Below are 22,807 nucleotides of genomic sequence, written 5' to 3' on the forward strand. Positions count from 1 at the left end.
AGTTTTATATTTACTGTATTTGAATCTCAGACATGCATGATCAGAACCGGCGTTCATAGGTAAATACGTAATTGGCTGGCGTACAATAATACTCATACGTATTCAAAACATCATGCCTGTCAAAAATGTTGTACCCTGCCAGGCGGAATGTGTCCACATCATTTGGCTTATAAGACAAAGACAAAGTGGCATCCATGGAGTCTTTCAAATGATGATCTGCCGGAGTTTTAGCACTTGTATATTTCTTTGCTCTTGTGTAATACGCATTTTCACGTTTCATGTAAGAGAAAATATGGAAATCAGCCATGAATTTCCCCCGATGATAGTTAACGCCTGTGTTCAGAATATACTTTGCTGTATCCTGTACCCATTCACTATCAGAGTCAGCCTTGGATTTCGGGTCCTGGATTGTAAAGCCGAGATTGTAATCAAAGTTCTGATTCAGTTTCTGGGTATAGTTAATTTCCACCCCATCATTCTTGTACTTGGCTCTATTCACAAGTAAATCTGTCACTCCATCACTGGCTTTTGTCCATGCCCATTTATTCTTTACATCCATATGGAAAACATCGGCTGTTACTGTGCGGATATCATCAACATATTTATAACCAAATTCATAGGACCAGCTGGACTGCGGTTTCAGGTCCGGATTTGGTCCCTCAAAATGGGTCTTGTAGAAACCGACATCCAAAGACGGCATTTCAAAAGATTTACCAACATTGAAGTAGAGAGATGACTTCCGATTCAGTTTATACAATCCCTGTAACTGCGGCAAAAGCTGGAAATCACTATCCTGATAATCAGACTTACTCATCCAGTATTCGCGAAGCCCAAAAATCATACTGTATCTATCTGTAAACTGATGGTCATAGGATTCATAGAGGGAGTAATTGTTTCGTGTATTGACTTTATCTACCTTATATCCGGCGTTGACAACATTCCAGTTTTCATGGTTAATGGTTGTCCCCAGAACCAGAGAATCTTTGTCATCACGGAATTTAAATTTTTTCTGTAAATCAAAATTGAAATTATATCCTTTATAATCTGCATCCCCATACTGTTTGGGATAGGATTTATCATAGCGGCTGACAACATGAAGATTATTGTATCCAATAACGCCGCGCCAGCCGTTTTCCTCATCATTATAAGTAAGGCCTACTGTATTTCTCTTAGTGTCTACTTTGCCCAGGTAGTACATATGGGGAATGTATTTAACAAAAGAGCCTGTTTCCCAATGTGTTTTGTTTTCCGTATGACTGTAGGTGGCACTCCATTTATCGGTTATTCTGGCAGCCGCATAAAACTGCAGCGCATTCCGGTCTTTCAGGTTGATTGCTGTGCCGGTACCGGTTGTCCCAGCATGGGCTACATTATTTAAATCTCCAGTCCATGATTTTTTGATGCCAAAGTTGAAGCGGTCTGTATTTACATTCGTTCCGATTGCCTTATAGCGGTTTCCGATGCTGCCATATACATTACCGGTAGTCGGATCTCCTGCTTTCGGTTTTCTGGTAATAATATTAATGACACCACCCATGGCCTGCGGTCCATAAAGGACAGAGTTCGATCCTTTTACCACTTCCACCTTCTCAATCTGGTCAACAGGAACATTGGCCAATGACGAAGAATTCACAGAATTTACCGGGTTGCCATCTACCATTACCAATGTGCCATTGTCAATCCCACGCAAGCGGATACGGGAAAGCATGCCGCCATAATCCCCACCATCTTCCTGATACGTGTGGGCATTTGCCTGCGACATATCTCGTACTGCCTCAAATGCATTGGTATATCCCTTTTCAACAATCTGCTCATGGTTAATAACATCTGTATTTGCTGGCGTATCAAGTTTTGTTTTTTCTGTTCTTGTCGCCGTTACGACCACAGGATTCAGTTCATAGACCGAACCTTCTGCAAACCCTGTGTAGCCCCCCAGTAAAAGGGCCGCCAGCACGGACGCCGTTACTACTGCTGTTTTTTTCATACACACTCTCTCCTTCGGAACGTTTCTGTATCGGAAACGATTCCGCTAAACAAAAATACAGAAATGAAATATATGATAAGCGCTGCGGGAAAGTTTCATCCGTGTGTCCATGTTTCCACGATGTTTTCTCCTTTGCGGTTTATCCCATTTCCCATATCTCCATGGAAATTCACCGATTAATTTGCAGAATTTTGATTTAATCAGCGCTTCCTTTGCGGAGATTCCCCTTTCTAATACGGCCTGCTGCCTGTTTTTATTAGTCTTAAGAGAGTCCTCTTGTCAGAAGGAAAGAAGCCTTTCCGGCAGTAGTCTTTACAAATCGCATAAATAAAATTAATATAGAATCATAAATTATGAATAATGAATATGCGCATAATTAGATTCTAGTGTGTATAGGTAGTATATTGTCAAACATAAAATTCATTATTTCTGGAGGTCCTGTACATGATTCACACCACGCGAGGGCGATTTCTTTTTACCTTTTTTATCTGTATCCTGCTGGTATTGACAGCCCTGTTTCCTCTTCATGCAGGACAGATTCCGGTGCCTCCGTCTTCGGTGATTCACGATTTTGCTTCTTCCCTTGGCATTTCCGTTGCAGGGGATTCCCTGACGCCAGAGCAGGCTGCGGTATTCTGGTATATCCGGATGCCCCGGATCCTGGTTGCCATCCTGTCAGGTGCTGCCCTGGCAGCGGCAGGGGCAGTGATGCAGGGCGTATTTTCCAATCCCCTGGCGGACCCCGGCATCATCGGCGTTTCATCCGGTTCCTCTTTTGGCGCTGTCATCTGTATTTTCCTTGGTCTCACTTCCGTTTCCATGTACTACATGCCGGCCTTCGCATTGGGCGGTGCTGTTTTTGCCATGGCCTGTGCCGTGTGCCTGACGCTCCATGATGGAAAAATCCCGCCCATGAGCCTTCTTCTGGCCGGCGTAGCAGTCAGTATCTTTTTGGGTGCCATGACAAACGGACTTCTCACTTTTATGAATGAGTATCGCTTGAAAGAATTTCTCTTCTGGATGGTCGGTGGCCTGGACTATCGCCGCTGGGAGCATGTGGAACTGGCGGTGGGTCCCATCCTGTCAGGCATCATCATTCTATCCCTTCTAGGCCGCCATTTGAACGTATTATCTTTAGGGGAAGATGAAGCCCGGTCCATGGGAATGAATATACTCCTGTACCGCCTGATATTTCTTCTGGGAGCCTCGCTCATCACGGCATCAGCGGTCTGTGTTTCCGGCATGATCGGCTTCGTCGGTCTCGTGGTACCCCATATTAGCCGTCTCACCATCGGTCCGGACCACCGTCTCCTTATCCCGGTATCCGCCCTGGTGGGGGCATTCTTCCTCCTCTTCTGCGATACTTTGGGCCGCATTATTGCGCCGCCCCTGGAAATCCGGGTAGGTATCATGACCGCCATCATCGGCGCTCCCTATTTCCTGTTCCTGATTCGAAAAATGAGAAAAGGAGGCAGTATCTGATGGGTGAATATATACTGGACGCAGAGGACATTTCCGTGTCCATAGGGAGTAAAACAATATTAGACCACTGTACTCTGAAGGCAGAAAAAGGTGAATTCATTGGCATCATCGGTCCCAACGGCGCCGGGAAAAGTACATTTCTGAAAGCCCTGCGGGGACTCATTCCCCGATCCTCAGGCTCTGTTTCCTTTGATGGCCGGAGGGAAAAGGACCTGTCAGAAAAGGATATTGCCCGCATCATTGCCTTCATGCAGCAGGATTTCCGCATCAGCTTCGGCTATACCTGCCGGGAAATTGTGCTTTCTGCCCGTTATCCCTACCTGAAATGGTGGCAGAAGGAAGGCTCTCATGACCGGGAAGTGGCGGATAAGTGGATGAATTACACCGGTGTCTCTCATCTGGCGGATAAACCGATCCAGACCATCTCGGGTGGCGAGAAACAGCGGGTTATTCTGGCAAAGGTATTGGCCCAGGAAACGCCCCTCCTTTTTCTGGATGAACCCACGGCGGCCCTGGACCTGCTGTACCAGGAGCAGATTTTCCGGCTCTGCCGCCATCTTTCGGGCCACGGAAAAACCATTATCATGATCTGTCATGACCTCATGATGGCCGCCCAGTGGTGCAGCCGTCTCTTGCTCCTTTCTCATTCCCATTTCATCGCCGACGGGAAACCGGATGATGTGCTGACAGAAGACCATATCCGCGAAGCTTTCCAGCTGGATGCCCTGGTTTACAGGGATACCATCACAGACCGTCTCTCCCTGTACACTTACCAGCGAAAGCCGGAACGAAAGAAAACAATCCTGCTTCTGGGTTCGTCTATTTTCTCCATCACTCTCATGCGGCACCTCTTCCTTTCGGGCTACGAAATCCAGTGGGGACCCCTTCAGAAAGAAAGCCTGGCTGCCGAAGCGGCCCGGGATTTCCATATTCCCAGCTTTTCGACTTTTTCCGAAAAGCCGGCTGCAGCCTTCGATGCCGTCCTGGCCTGCGGTAAAACTGCATTTCCTCCATTGCCGAAAACAATACCGGTTTATTGGGAAAAAGACATGAACCGGGAATCCCTCCTCCAAAAAATTGATGAGGGAAAGCTGTAATCAGCCAATTGCGGTTTGACGAGCTGTTGGTGTTCGGTGCTGGTGGGTAGAGTCATCCGAATGGAGCTTCTAGCTTCTAGCGGCTAGCTGTTAGGAAGGCTGATTCGCCTGCGGCGCTTCCATCCGGTATTTCCGTCAGTCATTCGTGCCGTAGGCTGGCCAGCTTTCCTAGAAGCCAGGAGCTAGCAGCTGGAAGCCCCCGCCCGAATGACTCTATCCATCAGCGTCGTCCCAACGACTCGACAAACTAAAATATCGCGATACTCTTACAGGCAAAAGACACCGTGTCATCCATTTTCCGGATTCACGGTGCCCTTTATTTTTTATCAGTACCCACGGATCAGCTTTTCCTGGGACATATCGAAGACAGGCCCATAGGCTGCATTGGCTATGGCCCTGATGGCGTCGGGGATATTCTGGGAGGCACAGTAAATATACCGGTTTGGAAGCGCAATGATATGATGGATGCCTTTCATGTGCTGCATGGAAGGATCATGGAACCACTCTTTCTGAAATCTGGAAGGGCTCCCATCCCTGGTAGCAGACACAAGGAAGAAGTCAGGATCTGCCTTCAAGACTCCCTCCTTTGTCAGTTCCTGTCCGTTCACCAGTCCCGCTTCGGCAATGCCATTCTTCACCCTGGCCCTTCGGGCCAGCTCATCATAAATAGAACCCGGCCCACCCCAGGAGGTCATCTGGGATACAAGGAGTCCCACGGGCTCCCTATCCGTCCGCTTCGACAGGGTCTCATCGATTTCCGCCAACTGCCTGTCCATTTCTTTGACCACTTTCCGGCCCCGCTCTGTCTCTCCCAGCACTTCGGCTATCCGGAGGATATCATGACGGACATCCTCCACAGAAGATGGTCCTTTCAGTACCACCACCGCATAGCCAAGGCTCCGGAACATATCGATATCATTTTTGCTGTTCCAATCCGGCAGAATAAGTACATCCGGCTTCGCTTTGACCACGGTCTCCAGAGAAATTCCTGTCAGACTCCTGGAAGTCAGTTTCACCGATTTCACATCTTCTGAAATGAAGGAGGCCAGAGGATCTCGGTCCAGTATATTCACCGCCACCAGGTGGTCCGGCGTGGTGATGCCCAGTATCATGGTATCGAAAGCCAGGTTCCCCGCCAGAATCCGCCTGGGTTTACCCGGAATATGGACCCTCGTTCCCTGGTCGTCCACCACATCATAGCCGCTGCCATCATCCACTCCTCCCAGATTGGCTTCCGGCAGGCTGCAGCCTGCTGCCAGACAGACAATGGCCAGGCAAAAAATCCCTGCCAGCCAATGAAAAATTTTCCTTCCCATATTTATTTCTCCCATGCATCAGCATTCTCCGGTATTTGATAGCCATAGGCATCTTTTGCCATATCTTCCATGGCATTCACCATGAACTGGGAATAGCTCATAATCCATTTCGCATCGACCACGTAGATTCGATGGTTTTTCACTGCGGGAATATCTGCCAGGGCCGGATCCTCCAAAAAACTGCTTGCTTCAGGTGCTTTGTAATCCTTTGGCGTATAGTCATTGGAGGGAACAAAGATGATATCCGGTGCAATACTGACAAGGGCTTCCCTGCTGCCGCCGGCACTGGCCACAATACCCCAGTCCGCTGCGCCGTCCACCAGTCCCGCCCATTGGCAGAGTGTCTCAAAGGTACTCCCCTTTCCGCCGGACAAACCATTCAAGCCATAAAAGACGGCTTTATATTTTTTGGAAAGCCCGGCCGTGAATGTTTGCAGCGTTTCCAGCCTTTTTTCCGTATCCCCTGCAAATTGGTCCGCCCGATTCTTTTCATTGACCACATCTCCCAGCGTATGGATAAGGCCAATCATGCCTTCTGCATCTTTCGGTGTACGATAGACATAAACCGGAATGCCTACAGCTCGGATTTCTTCTATGTAATCCTTTGAATTCCAGTCTGCTACCACCACAAGGTCCGGATGAAAGGAAATCACAGACTCTGTGGAGCTCGATATGCGTCCGGGAATCCTGGCAGCCTCACTTTTCAGGTTCGGTGGCAGGTAAGAGATGGCCGCAATCCGATCCGGCCCCACCAGGGGAATCAGTATATCATCGGTACTGACACCGATGGAAACGATATGTTTCGGATGAATGGGAATCAGCACTTTCGTTCCCTGTCCATCTGTCACCTGATGCATTTCTTCCTGCTGCACAGCTGCCATATTCGGAAGGCGGCAGCCCGATAAAGGAAACATCATACAGGCCACCGCCAGTAAAAGTAAGATTCGTTTCATTGACAGATCCTTCCCGTGTATTTTTGTAGTTCTATATTGTGATGACTATTGCGGTTTGACGAGCTGATGAGGGGGCTGATGGATAGAGTCATTCGCACGAGGGCTTCTAGCTGCTAGCGGCTAGCAACTAGGAAAGCTCTACAGCCTACGGCAAGAATGACTGGCGGAAATACCGGATGGGAAGCGCCGCAGGCGGAACAGCTTTCCTAGCAGCTAGAAGCTAAAAGCTATAGTGAACGACAAAAATAACTTTATTTAAAGCTGCACAGGGTTCGAAGCTGATTATTTGGTTTTTTCCAAGCCTCGAATGCTTTTTCAACTGTTTCCATAAGTTCCATTAAGGTTGCAAAGAAACGATTGTGTGTATATTCTCTGCGGGTTTTTCGCCAAACCTGTTCGATTGGATTCAGATCAGGTGAATAGGGAGGAAGCATCAAAATTGTAATTTTATCTGATATATCCGCATATTCTGGCCGCTTTTCTACAGCAATTAGTCGATAGGCCTTTTTGTGCCAAGGGGCATTGTCCATTACCAGAACATAATGCTTGCCTTCCGGCAGCGGTTTTGCAACCAAGAACTCACGAATAGAGGCTATTGTGGTCTCATAGTTGAATTTCTCCGGCTTTGTCGTAAATAACTCTCCGGTCTCTGGGATAACAAACCCACTATAAGGAGACTTGAAACGTGCCGGGAATGATTTCACCTTAGGTGCACTGCCTTTTTCATACCATCCACGTGTAATTGTAATCTGAATTTGGAAATGCACTTCGTCCTGAAATGTCAGAATTGCGGTACTGTCTGCTTTTACTTCGTCGATTTTTTTTTAAAGGCAATTCGTGCATCCGTATCTTCGTATCCCTTGGATGGATATAGTTGGGGGGCGGATAAGGGAAAAGCCCAGACTGTGAAATAGACGTTGGCATTGTCTAACGCTTAACGTAATGTTGTATTTACTACTGATATAGTCAGACAAGCTCGGTCCATCCCAGACATTGTAGCCGTATTGTTTTGGCTCGGAAGTAAGGATCTGTTTGATTTCTTTTAACTGCCCGTCGGTAAGCTTTGAGGGCCGGCCTTTGTGCCCTTTTAATTTAAGTGCATCAAAGCCCTTTTCATCAGCAATTTTTACCCAGGATGAAACTGTCATCTTGCTTACACCAGCTAATTTACTGATTTGGGAAGCAGGCAAACCGGATAGAACCATGTTTACGGAGAATACTCTGAAATGGAACCTGGCGTCATCAGTAGACGACATAATCTCCTTACCTTGTCTCAAAAGTTCTTCCGGATCAGTGTGATACTTTCGATTGTTCATATGTACTGTACCTCCAACTGAAGTATAGCACATAGATGCATTGATTTAAAGTAAAGTAATCAATGTCGTTTACTATAGCAGCCCCGTGCCAGTGACTCTGTCCAACAGCATGCCAAACCGCTCACTCTAACAGCTCGCAATACTGAAATATCGCATATATCAGCTCAATTTATTTTAATAATTTATTTATCATATTGCAAATTATATTTATTTTCTTCCCATCTCTTGACTGTCTAACTGATACATGGTCTATAGTATTAATAGTATGTAATTGGAAAGGAGCAAACAATCATGTGCAAAAACCATCCTGAATTCAAAATTCCCACGGATCCCCATGGAAAAGCCCGTTATGAAAGTGCCATGAGACATGTGGAGGCTGCGAAGAAGGCGGGAAAATCGTCTGAAGAGATTCATGAAATCTTCAGGAAAATTATGAATTTTGATCCGAAGGATATCGATTCTATTCCCAATGATGCGGCCCATGCCAAATACAAAAGTGCCCTGATTCATGCCAATAAGGCCATAGAAGAAGGTAAATCTTCGGCAGAGGTACATGCTATTTTTGAACGGGTCCTCCACAGCACAGGGGAAGGCAAATGCGGTCACAAGAAAGACTGAGTATTTTAAAAAAGGCAGGAGTTTCCAAAAGAAGCTCCTGCCTTTTTTTGCACCAGGATGGGGCATAAGTATATACCTGCTATATGGTTGATAATTTCCTTTCAGGAATATGGCATGACAGTGGACAGAGTCATAAACCCTGGGCTTTCAGCTACAGGTCGGACAATCATTCCGCAGCAATGACCTTCGGTCTGTTTCAGCGGTCTCTCTTCCAATGGGGGAAGCCAGGAGCCCTGCTGCCCTTTCGGGATAAATCCCAGGGCCCGGCGCCGTTTCATTCTGCTATTCCTTGTCCGGTACCACGGGGAAAAAGATTTCCGTTACGTAGTCATGCCAGTCCCTGGTGTACCAGTGATTCTTGATGGGCAGCACATAGACCTGTTCCCGCGGTTTCATGCGGCATCGTTCCAGAAAGGTAAGGATTCTATCTCTCATAACCGCCCCTTCCGTATAAAAAGTTCCCTGCAGGATGACACGGCAGCAGAGGCCGGCAGGGATCTTATGGTTGACTGCCTCTTCATATTTTTCCTCTTTCGGATACAGTACAAAAAAGGCTTCCGACTCAATAACGTTTCCTTTCCGGAGATAGGAATCGGCATCCATCACCCAGCCCAGCCTTTTTTCCAGGATTATATGCTGTTCCAGCAATTCACGGGACGCTTTGGCATATCGGACAATCCGTTTCTTCCCACACATTCCTTTATCCAGGGCATCACAATGCATATAAAGTTCCGGCTGCCAGCTGATGGAAATATCGGAAGGGCCATTTTTTTCTCTCCAGTCCATGGCCTGTTTCACATGGCCTATGGACTGCTCCAGGGCCCGGCTTTTCCGAATGATTTCCTCGCAGCACCGGTATTTCTTATCCAGCAGTTTTTCCAGAGGTTCCCTGCCCCTGTGAGACAGATACTGCCTGATATCGGGAATAGCCACATCCAGCTGCCTGAGATTGACGATGATTTCCAGTTCCAGGTACTGGCGGATGGAATAATAGCGGTATCCATTATCCGCTACGAAACCGGGCTTTAGCAGATCAATGCGGTCGTAGTACAGGAGGGTCTGCTTGGAAACGCCGAAGATGGATGCCAGTTCCCCGGCTGTAAAATAATCATCATTGTGCATGGCCAATCCTCATTTGACAGTATAATCACTATACAGTATAAATTAGAATTAATTGAATATATTATTTATAGAAATACCTGTATCATTATGTTTTCATAAATGTACATATTTCTTCCATTATATCACTATGGAAGGAAATTTATAAAAGAGAGGTTTTCCATGGGACATCTGCTTTTCCTATCCAATATATCCGGTAAGTTCAATATCATGAAGAATGAAATGGCGTCGCTTATGAAATGCGGCAGCCTTAAGAAGGATTCCAAATCCCTTTTCATTGACAGCAGTACTGTATGGAGCAAAAAATGGGAATCTCTTCTGACCGAAACGGAACTTCTCGTTGTACGGTGGATGGGGACAGGCCTCGATACGGCCTTCCTGAAGCGGCTGAAGGATACCACCGACCGTCTGGGGATTCCCTATTTCTTTGACGCCGGCTCCCAGGACTGTCTCTACCTTTCCGGCCTGCCGGATACTGTTTCCACCCGGATCATGAAGTATTTTCAGTATGGCGGGCGAAAAAATTACAGGAACCTTCTCCTGTACCTTGACACCTGCCTTTCCGGAAATCCACCGAAGGTAGAAGAACCGGAGCCCCTTCCTTGGTGCGGCATCTATTACCCCGACAGCCAATCTCCCTACCTTACCCTTTCGGACTACAAGAAGGCCCATCTCCGTCCGAGCCGCCCCACCATAGGCCTACTCTTCTACCGGGATGAATGGCTATGGCAGGACCTGGCCTACCAGGATGCCCTGATTCATGAAATCGAAAAGGAAGGAATGAATGTAATCCCTGTCTTCAGCAACGGCCTTCCCATCACGGAGATGGGCATGCCGCCGCTTACCGAGGTTTATACCCGTTACTTTACGGATTGCGGCCTTCCCTGTGTGGATGTCATCATTAATCTTATGAAGTTTTCCCTTTCCACCAGCGGTTCTCTTCCTGTTTCTTTCCTGAAGAACCAGGGGGTTCCCATTCTTCTTGGCTATTCGCTCATGACGGAGTACAAAGACTGGGCTTCCTCCTACGAAGGCATGACGCCGGTGGATATTTCCATTTCCATCTCCCTGCCTGAATTTGATGGCGATATCCATGGCGTTCCGGTAGCCTGTAAAAAGATCCTGCCGAATGGAGAAATCCGATATACCCCCATCATGGAACGGCTCGTCCACATGGTTCATAAGGCGGGAAAATGGGCACGGCTCCGCCGGAAAGAAAATAAAGATAAGAAAGTGGCCATCATTTTCCACAATTATCCCCCAAAGAATTCCAATATCGGCAACGCCCTGGGCATGGACTCCATCGAAAGCGTACGGATACTCCTCAAGGAAATGGAGAGTCGGGGATACCGGGTAGATTTCATACCGGAGAATTCAGAGCATTTCATCAAAATTCTCACATCCCATGCCACAAATGACAAGGCTCTCCTCACGGAGAGGCAGCTGGCGGAAGCAAAGAAACTGCCTGCCGAGACCTATCAGTCCTACTTTGACACCATGCCGGAAAGGACAAAGGCAGACCTTGTCAAAAGCTGGGGAAATCCTCCGGGCACCGTCATGAACATCGATGATGCCCTTCTGGTACCAGGTACCATGGACGGCCATGTATTCATCACCGTCCAGCCTCCCCGGGGGTTTGGAGAAGACCCGGACAAGGTGTACCATTCTCCCACTGCTTCCCCCACCCACCATTATCTGGCATTTTACCAGTGGCTCCGGGATGTATGGAAAGCGGATGCCGTAATCCATGTAGGCACCCATGGAAGCCTCGAATGGCTGCCGGGGAAAAATGCCTGCCTCTCTGATGCCTGCTATCCGGACCTGGCCCTCCGGGACCTGCCCAATGTGTACCCCTACAATATGACTATAACCGGCGAAGGTATCCAGGCGAAGCGGCGCAGCAGTGCCGTCCTCATTTCCCACCTGCCGGCGCCCCAGACCCAGGCCGGTACCTACGATGAGCTGGAAGAACTGGAAAAGGCCATGGATGAATACATCCATTTCCAGCGGCAAGGAGATACGGACCTCACCCATCTGGAGGAGCTGATTCTGAAGAAAGTGAAAGAGGCAAACCTGGAAGATGAAGTGGTCCGGCAAAAGGATGAGCTATTCCCATCCTATCTGTCCCGGCTCCATAATTATATTTCAGACCTGAAAAATATGTCTGTCCATAACGGTCTCCACATCATGGGAAGGCCGCCAGAAGAAGAAGGGCTGACGGAATACATCCGCATCCTCACCCAGCTGCCCAATGGAAAAATTCAGAGCTTGAACCAGGGCATAGCTAATTTCTATGATGTCAACTATGGGGACCTCCTGGAAAACAGCGCAGACATCTATGAGCCCCTTGGCATCACCAACAACGCTCTCGTAGACCGTATCATCGACAATGCAAGAGAAGCCATAGATATTCTCCGGAAATCAGACTTCCAGGATGATTCTATACCTTCGGTTTTTTCCCTTTCCTGGGCAAAAGGTGGCACGAAGGAAGCCAAGAAAGTTCTGTCTTCCATCTGCACATATATCTGTCACACCATTGCCCCCCACCTGGCCGAAACATCCAATGAAATCACCCACACCCTGGATGCCCTGGAAGGAATTTACATCGAGCCTTCTCCTTCCGGGGCCCCCAGTTCCGGAGGTGCAGACCTGCTTCCTACGGGGCGCAACTTTTACGGCACCGATCCCAGAACACTTCCCACGGAAGCGGCCTGGGCCATTGGGAAAGATCTGGCGAACCAGGTCATAGAACGTTTTATTGCCGAAGAAGGCCATTACCCGGAAAATATAGGCATCGTCCTCTGGGCTGGCGCTAACATGAGAAGCCACGGCCAGTGCATCGCGGAAGTTCTTTATCTTCTTGGCATCCGTCCTCTCTGGCAAAGCGGCAGCGGACGGGTCCGGGCTATCGAGCCCATTCCACTTTCCGAACTGAAGCGTCCCCGCATCGACGTAACCAGCCGCATTTCCGGACTCTTCCGGGATGCCATGCCGGGGGCCGCTGAATTTCTGGACAAAGCGGTCCTCATGGCCGCTTCCCTGGACGAAGGGGCAGAAGACAATTACGTAAGGAAACATGTACTGGAAGACAGCGGGGCCATGGAAAAGGAAGGCATGCCCCATGAAGAAGCATGGCGGCAGGCGTCGTATCGTATATTTGGCGATCCCCCCGGAGGCTACGGTGCTGGCATTCCTAATGTACTGGAGTCGAAGAATTGGACCACGGTAGATGACCTGGCCAATGTGTACATCCGCTGGGGCGGCCACGCCTACGGCGGAAAAACAAGGGGTGCCTATGTACCGGAGCTCTTCCGCAAGCGTATGGGCACTCTGGATGTAACCATCAAAAATGAAGACAACCACGAGCTGAACCTTTTCTCCAGCGATGATTACAATGCCTACCATGGCGGTATGATTGCCGCGGTCCGCAGCGTCCGGGGCAAAGCACCGAAATCCTACTGCGGTGACAGTACGGACCGGAGCCATGTGGTGCTCCACAGCCTGCAGGAAGAGGCAAAGCGGGTATTCCGGAGTGAGTCCATTAATCCCAAGTACATCGAAGGCATGATGAAGCATGGGTACAAAGGTGCCTCGGACCTGTCCAACATGGTCTCCCACAGTTTCCAGTGGGACGCCACCAGCGGGGTCATGGAAGATTGGATGTACGAGAAATACGCAGAAAAATATGCCCTCGACGAGAAGGTGCAGAAATGGATGACCCGAGTCAATCCCTGGGCCCTTCAACGGCTTACGGAAACCCTGCTGGAAGCCAGCAGGCGAGGCATGTGGCATGCCAAAGAGGAAACCCTCAGCCGACTGGAAGAGCTGTATCTGTCCGTCGAAGGGGAAATCGAAGAAAGCGGGGATGATGAATGAAAGAAGCTGCCATGAAACTGTATACCATTTCCACCGGCGATCAGGCCTATCGTTACGATAAAAGCATTGTGGTCTTTTTCAAAGGCCCCCGGAAAGTTCTCTCCACCTCCGTCTTTAACGGTGGCTATCACGAGAATTACACCGCCATTTTCAACCATGACGGAAAAGTGGGCGCCGGTATGCCCTGTGAAATGCTGGCCCCCACGTACGCGGAACATATGAGACTCCTCTGCCGCCGCATAGGCCTGCCGCCGGACACAGTAACCGGCATGGGGACGGCAGCGGATATGGAAAACTGTGCCATAGAAAGCCTTTCCTATAAAGAACTCACAGTCACTGCCATCGTCACCGGCGGTATCGAGACCAATGGCGGCCGGGTGGGTGACCCGGCCACCTGGTACAAGCCTCTGGAAAAGCCAAACCGTCCCGGCACCATCAATATCATGCTGTTCCTGGACTCCGACATGCCTGCAGGCACCCTGGTCCGGGCCCTGGTCACCTGTACCGAAGCCAAGACAGCCGCCATCCAGGAACTTATGGAAGGCAGCCATTACTCCACCGGGCTCGCCACGGGTTCCGGCACAGACCAGACGATTGTGGTGGCTAACGCGGAAAGCCCCCTGTACCTGGAAGGAGCCGGAAAGCACAGTAAAATGGGAGAACTCATCGGCCGGGTGGTGAAAAAGGCAGTGAAAGAAGCACTGGCAAAACAGAGCGGCCTCACTCCGGAACACCAGCACCATGTCCTCCGCCGGCTAAGACGATTCGGTATCACCGCCGACACTCTCTGGCAGGAATACCTGAAAAATAATGGCCATCCCCTGCTGAAGCCCCTCTTTCTGGAAAAGGTGGATGTCCTGGGCAAAGATGACGTCATGGTGACCTGGACGGTGCTCATGATTCACAGTCTGGATGAATACCTGTGGCACCTGCTCTCCGAAGAGGAAGTGCGGAAAAGCGCAGAAAAAATTCTGTCCTTCCTCGCCGCCTGCTATGGCTGTGAGAAGAAAGAGCGGCCATTGAAGAAGTCTTCGACCCTGGATGATATTCTCTCCGCCTGGTCCGCCCTGTTCCTGGAAATTATAGGGAACGGGGAAAAGAAACCGGGGAATCCATGAACAGGGCCCATTAAAAAACTGTGAAAGAGGAAAATTCCCTTTCACAGTTTTTTGATGGCGGCATATGATACACCCGCCGTTTTAATGAATTTTGAGTACCGCCAATTTCAGTTTGTCGAGCTGATGGGGCGACGCTGGTGGAGAGAGTCAAACGCGTGAGAGCTTCTAGCTGTTAGCTGCTAGCTTCTAGGAAAGCTGGCAAGCCTACGGCACGAATGACTGACGGGAATACCGAGTGGAAGCGCCGCGGGCGGATCAGCCTTCCTAACAGCTAGCCGCTAGAAGCTAGGAGCTCCATGCGAGTGACTCTATCCGCAAGCATGCCAACCGCCAAACCCCAACAGCTCGTCAAACCGCAATTTTTTTAACCGGAATAGCCCAGAGCCAGCTCCGGTTCCTTATTTCTGGTGCATTTCAGCAGCCAGCCGCTCCAGGGCATCTACCGTACGGATACCAGGAGTGATTTCAGACAGCCGGACCTTCAGAAAATGATTTTCCTTTACCGCCCGCATACTCTGAAGCTGGGGATTCTCTTTCAGCTTTTCTACCCGTTCCTCGAAGGAATCCTGGTTCCTGTCGCTTGTGCTGTAATCCACCACCAGAATATAGTCCGGATCTGCCTGTACCAGACTTTCCCAGCTCGTCTTCGCCCATGTCTTGTCTACCCCCTGGCCGGCCATGACATTATCGGCACCGATAAGCTTAAGCACATTGGTGGTGTATCCTTCAAAGGCAGTAAAGGGCTGCCCATCATCGGAATCATAAACGAAGACCTTCACATGTGGCAGGTCTTTGATCTTATTCTGGGCGGCTTCCAGTTTCTTCTTTTCACCGTCTACCCATCTCTTTGCATTATCTTCCTTGCCAAAAATTTTACCATATTCCAGCATATCACTGAAAAGGGTGTCCAGGTTGGCATTGGTGTCCTGCATGGAATCCGGCACAAAAATCGGAATGCCTGCAGAAATAATCTTATCCGCCGGAATACCTCTCTTTGTAAAGGGAACTTCCCATCCCGTCACAAAGTCCGGTTTTACGGACATGAGTTTCTCATAGGATGGCCATTTTTCAGCCAGTACCGGTACCTTGGCATAAGCATCGGCAATGGAAGGATAAATATCGTCTTCCTTAAAAGCCGTACCTGCCATCTGGTCCTGGAGCCCCAGGGCCAACATCATTTCCGTGGTGGCGAATGACATGGAAACGGCATGCTTCGGCGGGGCCGTGACTTTCATATCCACCTCTTTTCCATCCAGTTTTTCCTTCCAGGTCACCGGAGCGGCGGCCGAGGACGCCGCGGGTTTGGCAGTAGATGCAGGCTGGCTGCTGCAGCCAGCCATTACGGTTCCCATGGACAGGACAATCATGACAGCGGCAGCTGCTTTTTTCCATTTTGCATTCATATGTTTTTCCTCCTTTAGGAATTTTATAAAAAGGGAATCTCCTGATAGAGGAAAAATTCCCGATGTCTGACTGAAGATATATGGAAGTTCAACAATAAAGAAACCGTTTTCCCCCATGGGAAGCCGTATAAAAGGGAACTTCGAAAACCGACTCCAGACAGTCCGCCGTAAGAACTTCGTCTGTTTTTCCCATTTCCAGAATCTTCCCCTCTTTCATGATGATGGCATGGTCACAGTACCGTGCCGCCAGAGACAGGTCATGGAGCACAATGAGTACCGTTCCCCGGGCCTGGAACTTTTTCAGCGTTTCCATCAGGGCAATTTTATACTTCACATCCAGATGGTTCGTGGGTTCATCCATCAAAAGCAGCTGGGGTTCCTGGGCGAAAGCCTTGGCAATGAGGACCCGCTGCTTTTCACCGCCGGACATGTGCTTCATTTCCCTGCCCCAGAGAGACAGGGATCCGGTTTCTTCCATTACGGTGCGAACGATTTCATGGTCTCTGGTGGAATAATCGCTGAACCGGCTTTTGAACGGATACCGGCCCATAAGGACCACGTCCTCCGATTTCAGCTCCCCCGTGAGTTCCATGGACTGCTGCACCATCACTGCCACTTCCCGGGCATAGGATTTACGGTCTATAGTCTCTATCGCCCGATTTTTATAGAAAATAGACTCTTTACTGGGAAGCTTTCTGGAAATATGGGATAGCAGCGTCGATTTTCCACAGCCATTCGGTCCTACGATACAGGTCATGGAGCCTTTTTCCAACTGAAAGGAAATATGCCGGAGAATTTCTTTCGTGCCAATGGCATAAGATAAATCCTTGACTTCCAGCATTTAATCTGCCTCCCCGTACCGGTGTGTCACAATCCATATAAATACAGGAGCTCCCACGCAGGCAGTCAGTACACCGATGGGCAGCTCCTCCGGTGCAAAGAGGGTCCGGGATAAAACATCGGACCACACCATGACCAATGCACCGATAACCGGCGAAAAGAAGATAAGCCTCCCATGGGAAGGTCCCGCCAATGCTCGGGCCATGTGAGGCGTAATAAGTCCTACAAATCCAATAATACCGGCCTTGGATACCAGAAGAGCCACCATGGCAGAAGTCAGGAGGATAATGAAAAGCTGGAAGTGCTTCAGGTGCAATCCCAGGAACTCCGCTTCCCCAGCCCCCAGAAGGAGGAGATCCAGGTCATTTCTCACCAGGTATACAAGAACCATCAGGATAAGTACACCGAAGGATGTCATGGCCAGGTCCTGCCACTGCATGCCTGACAGGCTTCCCACCAGCCAGAACATGGCGCTCCGCACCTGCGCCTCATGGCGGGCACCATAAATAATCATCATGGTAAGGGCAGAGAAGAAGGCAGACACCCCCATGCCCACCAGAATGAGGCGGATGGGATTATTGCTCTTCCCGCTGGCCATAATGACAATGGCCGTAGATGCAGCGGCTCCGATAAAGGCCCCGGCCGCAGTAGATGCGCCACCGGCGAAAGCAAACCAGCCCCAGATAATAGCTGCCACAGCTCCTGTAGAAGCGCCGGATGAAACACCTAGCACATAGGGATCTGCCAGGTCATTTCTCGTGATGGTCTGGAGCAGCAGCCCCGAAAGGGCAAGGCCCATACCGCAGAGCGCAGAAAACAGAGTCCGGGGAATCCGTATCTGCCAAAGGATCATGGCAGAAGATGTATCCGCCATGTGCCCTGTAATTACCATGGTCCCCACTTCCTGGAGTATCTCTCCCACCGGTACATACACAGAGCCAAATCCTACGGAAAGTACAAGGCTCACTGCCAGCAGGAACAGCAGTATAAAGAGTTTTGCAAAGCACGATAGATTTCCCGTATATTTCACAAACCACTTTCTCCTTTTGTTTTTATTTATTTTATATAATTTTGTAATTTAAATCAATATGAAACCATCTTTTTTCTAATTTTATTCATTTCCACATCCGCTGATACATTTTACCAACCGGATCCCTTAAAAGGGCATATGCATGGCAGATTGAAAATGATATTTCAGTTTGTCGAGCTGTTGGGTTTGGTGCTGATGGGTAGAGTCATTCGGGCGGGGTCTTCTAGCTTCTAGCTGTTAGCTGCCAGGAAAGCTGGCCAGCCTACAGCATGAATGACTGACGAGAATACCGGATGGAAGCACCGCAGGCGGATCAGCCTTCCTGGCAGCCAGCCGCCAGAATCCGGAAGCTCCATGCGAGTGACTCTATCCACGAGCATACTAACCGCCAAACCCTTCAGCTCACCGCAATAGTCCGCCGCAATCAAAAAGCGGAGAAAGGAATACTCCTTTCTCCGTCTTCTATCCTGCAGTCCCGTGAGTGCCCTATTTCACAATGACCACAGGCCCCTTGCAATGATGTACGGCATACTGGCTCACACTGCCCATGATGAAGGAGGACAGGGATCCTTTGCCGCTGTTCCCCATAACCACGACGGTTCCTTCCTCTTTATTGGCAAGGCCCGCAATCATCGGTCCCGGTACGCCGATGAGCACCATTTCTTTGTGAGCCAATGTTTTTGGGATTTCGGGCACCAGCGATGCCAGCAGTTCTTCGCCCTTTTCTTTAATGGCTTTCCGATATTCGTCGGAAATCATCATTTTATTGATAGGATCAATCATCTCGGTGGCATCCACCACATTCAGGAGAAGAATTTCGGCACCATACTTTTCTGCCAGTTCAATGCCCCCATGGAATGCATTTACAGAAGCCTCGGAGCCATCAACGGGGATAATTACTTTTTTAATTGCCATGATAACCCACCATCCTTTGCCACAAACAGGAGATGTATGCTCCTGATGAATTGCTCTGCAGCGGGAAGTCCTTTTCTTCCCATCTTTATTTTAGCTTATGCTAATCATTTCTGTGAAACTGTTATTATTTGTACTATACACAGTGTTTTCCCTGTGAAATAAATATTGAAGTTCTGCAGTTATAGTGCAATATTTCAATTTGTCGAGCTGTTGGGTTTGGCGGTTAGTATGCTTGCGTGTAGAGTCACTCACACGGGGCTGCTAGCTTCTAGCTTCTAGCTGCTAGGAAAGCTGGCCAGCCTGCGGCGCTTCCCATCCGGTATTCCCGTCAGTCATTCGTGCCGTAGGCTGTAGAGCTTTCCTGGTTGCTAGCCGCTAGCAGCTAGAAGCCCCCGCACGAATGACTCTATCCATCAGCACCGCTCCAATAGCTCTACAAACCGCAATAGTCCGAATGCACACGAAAGCCGGTTTCCTCGTATCAGGAAACCGGCTAACTTGCCATGTAATACTATAGGGTCAGTGAAACAGCAGCATCACCGCTCCGCCTACGGTGGGGAGGGCCACGATGGAGAACTTCAGTACCGGCAGCGGCGCCAGATGGGTGAACTTGGCGCCGATCCAGGCCCCCACGGTGAGGCCCACGAGAGTCTGCAGGAAGATCCACAGGTCCAGATGGCCGCTGACAAGATAGCCAAGCCCACCGGAAGCGGAAATAGGAAGGATGATCATCATGCAGGTGCCGATGGACTGGAGCAGAGGCACTCCAAAAATCACCATGAGAGCTATCTGGATGTACGCTGCTGCGCCGATACCGAAAGCCCCTGCCAGGAAGCCGGACACAATGCCCGTAGGAATACCGTAGAGATAGAGTTTCCGGCCGGTGAGGATGGTCTTCCGGATATGGAGATGATGATTCAGCCAATCCGCCTGATACAACTTCACATAAAGAATGACTGCACTGGAGAGAACCATGAGCCCCGTCATGAAACTCAGGTCATTGGAGGGCATCCTGTTGGAAACAGCCGCTCCCATAAGGGCCCCCACAATGCCGCCGGCACCGATGACCGCCCCGACTTTCACCACCACTTCATGTTCCCGGAAATGGCTGACTGCTCCGGAAATCATGGTAAAGGTCATGGACGCCAGAGCCACGGCAAGGGCTGTATGGATGGGTACGCCAAAGCCCACGGTGAGGAGGGTAATGGTGACCCCCGCCCCGCCGGCTCCTACAAAGCCGATAACGGCACCTAAGAGAATCATGGAAATGAGTAACATGGGTTATGCTCTTTCTAAAAAATGCAGATTTAAGAGTTGAGATTTGAAAGTTGAGGTTCCGCGGTTCCACCGCATTGTCCCGTCAATCTGTCCGATTGGCCTGCCGCAGGAGCCCCGGTCGGCTTTCACTTCTCCTTTACCAGAGAGCTCACGATGGTGGAGCCCAGAATGAGTACGGCACCGGTTATATTGGCGGGCCCCATGGGTTCCCTCAGCCACAGGGCGGAAAGGATGATAGCCACGATGGGGTCGATATAACTGAAGAGGGCTGCCGTCTGGGCATGAAGGTAATGCATACTGCCGAAATAAAGGGTATAGGTAATACCGGTATGAACGATGCCTACGGTAAGAAGGAGCACCACCGTCAAAGGCGCCCACTCTATGGTACTGAAATTCTCCATGATAAGCGTATAGGGCAGGAGCACCAGAGACGCCATGGACAGCTGGAGGATGGTCATGTCATAGGCGGAAATGTCCTTCAGAAACTGGTTCAGCAGCATCACCGCCGCATAGAAGGCGGCCGCCCCGAGGCCAAAGAAAATGCCCCGGAAGCTGACGCCCTCTCCTCCGTCGGTGAGGACACCGGAAATGAGGACCATGCCGCCAAAAGCGGCGAGGACGCAGAGAAATTTCAAAGGTGTCAGTTTTTCCTTCACCACAAAGGGGGAAGCCAGAATGACGAAGACCGGTGCCATGTAGTAAGACAGGGTGGCCGTGGACACCGTGGTATACCGGTAGGCTTCAAAAAGGAGGATCCAGTTGATACCGATGGCAGCACCGGAAAAGAAAAGGACCTTCAGGTTCTTCTTCACTGCTTCCCAGGATATGGAGGAATGGCGGAGATATACCACGAGAAGGAGGAAGAGGGTGGCCGTAATCCCCCGGGCTTCCGCAATCACCGTGGAAGGAAGGGGAATATAGCGGATAAATATTCCTAACGTGCCAAATATCATCATGGCAAAGATAAACTGCATCTTCGCCTGCATGGTTTCTTCTTTCATGATTTCCTCCTGTGCTGCCATACTCCTGAAATAATGTATGTTTTCTATTATACACGAATGGATCAGAGGTATGCCAATTTCAGTTTGTCGAGCTGTTGGGGTTTGGCGGTTGGCATGCTTGCGGATAGAGTCATGCGCATGGAGCTCCTAGCTTCTAGCGGCTAGCAGCTAGGAAGGATGATCCGCCTGCGGCGCTTCTACCCGGTATTTCCGTCAGTCATTCGTGCCGTAGGCTGTTGATCTTTCCTAGAAGCTAGGAGCTAGAAGCTAGAAGCCTCCGCACGAATGACTCTATCCATTAGCGCCAAACCCAACAGCTCGATAAACCGCAATTTGACGAGCTGTATTCTCTCCATCCCTTTTTACTTCACCCACCAGTACACCAGGGGATAGAGGACAAAAAGGAAAGCCAATGTGGTGGTAACGAAAGAGGATTCTGCCAGGTCCACATTCAGACCGTAGAGCTGGGCGGAGGCTACGGCAAAGATGGCAGTAGGTGCGCCGGCGGCAAGAACCACGCAGGTCACCATGGCAGGATCCGATACAAAGAGGATGGTAAGTCCATAGAGCACCGCTGGCAGAAGGAGAAATTTCACCGGGAAAATGGGCCACAGTTTTCTGGCGTACTTTCCTACGCAGTCCAGATGGAGGTCATACCCCACAGGCACCATGCCCATCCAGGCGCTGAAATGAATAAGAATGGTAAAGAGCACGCCCACGGCCTGCGGCCGCTCTAAGTGGCAGCCGGCAAGGAGAAGTCCCACCGCCACTCCCACCGCCGGAAGCTGGTTCGGTGTCAGGAGGAGTCTGAGGATACTCGTCTTCTGTCCTCCCAGCCGGTCTTCGGGATGGGCGGATTCATAAAACCGCTGGGCCATGGGGAAGCAATACAGCACGATAACCAGGATCTGGGGCACAGCGATGAGCTGCACATAGGCAAAGCCCCGCTCCCCATAGAGCACGTAGGCGCAAAGCCCTGCCAGGGTACCTATATTTCCGAGCATCATGGAAATCATGTAGCTTCCCTGGTCCAAAGGGGACGTGAACCGGCTCTTCTCAAAGAGATAAAACACGAGAACCGGAAGGAAGCAGATAGGAATAATGGAGACAGGAAGCCACAAAAGTTCCCGGGTCACATGGACAGACCAGAAGGAAACCACGGAAAGGAAGGTGGCCACCACCACCACGTTCGCCTTGATTACAAGGCGCAGGATTTCCCGGGAAAGCCCCCATTTCCGAAGCCCCATACCCAGGGCCAGGGGCAGGAGAATGTCCGCAAATACAATGAGAAACCGGGAACTCATGGGTTCACTTCCTTCCATTCGAATAAAAAAAGCAAGGACTTTGGTCAAAGTCCTTGCTGATATTATAGCACCGGAAGCACATCGGAGACTATTGCGGTTTGTAGAGCTATTGGAGCGGTGCTGATGGCTAGAGTCATTCGTGCGGGGGCTTCTAGCT

Annotated in this window: 18 protein-coding genes; 5 read left to right on the forward strand and 13 right to left on the reverse strand. The window is 49.9% G+C overall.

All coding sequences use genetic code 11. The features are described from left to right. Nucleotides 1-40: 40 nt before the first annotated feature. Entirely contained in the window at nt 41-1,984 is a 1,944-nt protein-coding gene (locus ACFWUL_RS08440) for a TonB-dependent receptor plug domain-containing protein (protein ID WP_416176980.1), read from the reverse strand. Between the two features lie 444 nt (nt 1,985-2,428). On the opposite strand from ACFWUL_RS08440, the gene ACFWUL_RS08445 reads away from it, so the two are divergent. Next, nucleotides 2,429-3,466: a FecCD family ABC transporter permease gene (locus ACFWUL_RS08445; RefSeq protein ID WP_416176981.1), complete on the forward strand. Its 1,038-nt coding sequence runs from the start codon at nt 2,429-2,431 to the stop codon at nt 3,464-3,466. Next, nucleotides 3,466-4,563, forward strand: a complete 1,098-nt coding sequence (locus tag ACFWUL_RS08450; protein WP_416176982.1) for an ABC transporter ATP-binding protein — start codon at nt 3,466-3,468, stop codon at nt 4,561-4,563. Before ACFWUL_RS08445 ends, ACFWUL_RS08450 begins: the two co-directional genes overlap by 1 nt. A gap of 326 nt (nt 4,564-4,889) precedes the next feature. Here ACFWUL_RS08450 and ACFWUL_RS08455 read toward each other — a convergent pair whose 3' ends face one another. The 4 genes from ACFWUL_RS08455 to ACFWUL_RS08470 all read right to left on the reverse strand — a co-directional run bounded on the left by ACFWUL_RS08455 (nt 4,890) and on the right by ACFWUL_RS08470 (nt 8,148). Continuing rightward, nucleotides 4,890-5,879 carry an ABC transporter substrate-binding protein gene (locus ACFWUL_RS08455; RefSeq protein ID WP_416176983.1) on the reverse strand — a complete coding sequence of 330 codons (990 nt, stop codon included), beginning with the start codon at nt 5,877-5,879 and terminating at the stop codon, nt 4,890-4,892. Nucleotides 5,880-5,881: 2 nt separating this feature from the next. Continuing rightward, the gene (locus ACFWUL_RS08460; protein ID WP_416176984.1) at nt 5,882-6,832 is read right to left on the reverse strand and encodes an ABC transporter substrate-binding protein; all 951 of its coding nucleotides are present in this window, start codon (nt 6,830-6,832) and stop codon (nt 5,882-5,884) included. A 251-nt stretch (nt 6,833-7,083) separates the two neighbouring features. Further along, nucleotides 7,084-7,650, reverse strand: coding sequence for an IS630 family transposase (locus tag ACFWUL_RS08465; RefSeq protein WP_416178124.1), 567 nt, complete (start codon nt 7,648-7,650; stop codon nt 7,084-7,086). Nucleotides 7,651-7,656: 6 nt separating this feature from the next. Beyond that, entirely contained in the window at nt 7,657-8,148 is a 492-nt protein-coding gene (locus ACFWUL_RS08470; protein WP_416176985.1) for a helix-turn-helix domain-containing protein, read from the reverse strand. Nucleotides 8,149-8,439: 291 nt separating this feature from the next. On the opposite strand from ACFWUL_RS08470, the gene ACFWUL_RS08475 reads away from it, so the two are divergent. Next, nucleotides 8,440-8,766: a hypothetical protein gene (locus ACFWUL_RS08475; protein WP_297020782.1), complete on the forward strand. Its 327-nt coding sequence runs from the start codon at nt 8,440-8,442 to the stop codon at nt 8,764-8,766. A 282-nt stretch (nt 8,767-9,048) separates the two neighbouring features. Here ACFWUL_RS08475 and ACFWUL_RS08480 read toward each other — a convergent pair whose 3' ends face one another. Further along, nucleotides 9,049-9,888 (reverse strand): MerR family transcriptional regulator, encoded by an 840-nt coding sequence (locus ACFWUL_RS08480; RefSeq protein ID WP_416176986.1) that lies wholly within the window; start codon nt 9,886-9,888, stop codon nt 9,049-9,051. A 159-nt stretch (nt 9,889-10,047) separates the two neighbouring features. Here ACFWUL_RS08480 and cobN point away from each other — a divergent pair, with 159 nt between their 5' ends. Together cobN and ACFWUL_RS08490 are read left to right on the forward strand one after the other, a co-directional pair. Further along, complete coding sequence (gene cobN / locus ACFWUL_RS08485) at nt 10,048-13,761, forward strand: cobaltochelatase subunit CobN (RefSeq protein WP_416176987.1); 3,714 nt, start codon at nt 10,048-10,050, stop codon at nt 13,759-13,761. A gap of 11 nt (nt 13,762-13,772) precedes the next feature. Then, nucleotides 13,773-14,879, forward strand: coding sequence for an adenosylcobinamide amidohydrolase (locus ACFWUL_RS08490; RefSeq protein WP_416176988.1), 1,107 nt, complete (start codon nt 13,773-13,775; stop codon nt 14,877-14,879). A gap of 398 nt (nt 14,880-15,277) precedes the next feature. Here ACFWUL_RS08490 and ACFWUL_RS08495 read toward each other — a convergent pair whose 3' ends face one another. The 7 genes from ACFWUL_RS08495 to ACFWUL_RS08525 all read right to left on the reverse strand — a co-directional run bounded on the left by ACFWUL_RS08495 (nt 15,278) and on the right by ACFWUL_RS08525 (nt 22,650). Then, on the reverse strand, nt 15,278-16,282 hold the full coding sequence (locus ACFWUL_RS08495; protein ID WP_297019162.1) for an ABC transporter substrate-binding protein: 1,005 nt from the start codon (nt 16,280-16,282) through the stop codon (nt 15,278-15,280). Between the two features lie 88 nt (nt 16,283-16,370). Next, nucleotides 16,371-17,123, reverse strand: coding sequence for an ABC transporter ATP-binding protein (locus tag ACFWUL_RS08500; protein WP_416176989.1), 753 nt, complete (start codon nt 17,121-17,123; stop codon nt 16,371-16,373). Beyond that, on the reverse strand, nt 17,124-18,152 hold the full coding sequence (locus tag ACFWUL_RS08505) for a FecCD family ABC transporter permease (RefSeq protein ID WP_297019166.1): 1,029 nt from the start codon (nt 18,150-18,152) through the stop codon (nt 17,124-17,126). It lies immediately after the preceding gene. 486 nt (nt 18,153-18,638) lie between these two features. Beyond that, the gene (locus tag ACFWUL_RS08510) at nt 18,639-19,067 is read right to left on the reverse strand and encodes a universal stress protein (protein WP_297019168.1); all 429 of its coding nucleotides are present in this window, start codon (nt 19,065-19,067) and stop codon (nt 18,639-18,641) included. A gap of 519 nt (nt 19,068-19,586) precedes the next feature. Then, nucleotides 19,587-20,345 carry a sulfite exporter TauE/SafE family protein gene (locus tag ACFWUL_RS08515; RefSeq protein WP_297019169.1) on the reverse strand — a complete coding sequence of 253 codons (759 nt, stop codon included), beginning with the start codon at nt 20,343-20,345 and terminating at the stop codon, nt 19,587-19,589. A gap of 125 nt (nt 20,346-20,470) precedes the next feature. Further along, complete coding sequence (locus tag ACFWUL_RS08520) at nt 20,471-21,346, reverse strand: DMT family transporter (RefSeq protein WP_416176990.1); 876 nt, start codon at nt 21,344-21,346, stop codon at nt 20,471-20,473. A gap of 362 nt (nt 21,347-21,708) precedes the next feature. Continuing rightward, on the reverse strand, nt 21,709-22,650 hold the full coding sequence (locus tag ACFWUL_RS08525; RefSeq protein WP_416176991.1) for an AEC family transporter: 942 nt from the start codon (nt 22,648-22,650) through the stop codon (nt 21,709-21,711). Nucleotides 22,651-22,807 lie beyond the last annotated feature (157 nt).

It is taken from the genome of Dialister sp. (assembly GCF_047832375.1).
In the GTDB taxonomy this organism is placed as follows: domain Bacteria; phylum Bacillota; class Negativicutes; order Veillonellales; family Dialisteraceae; genus Dialister.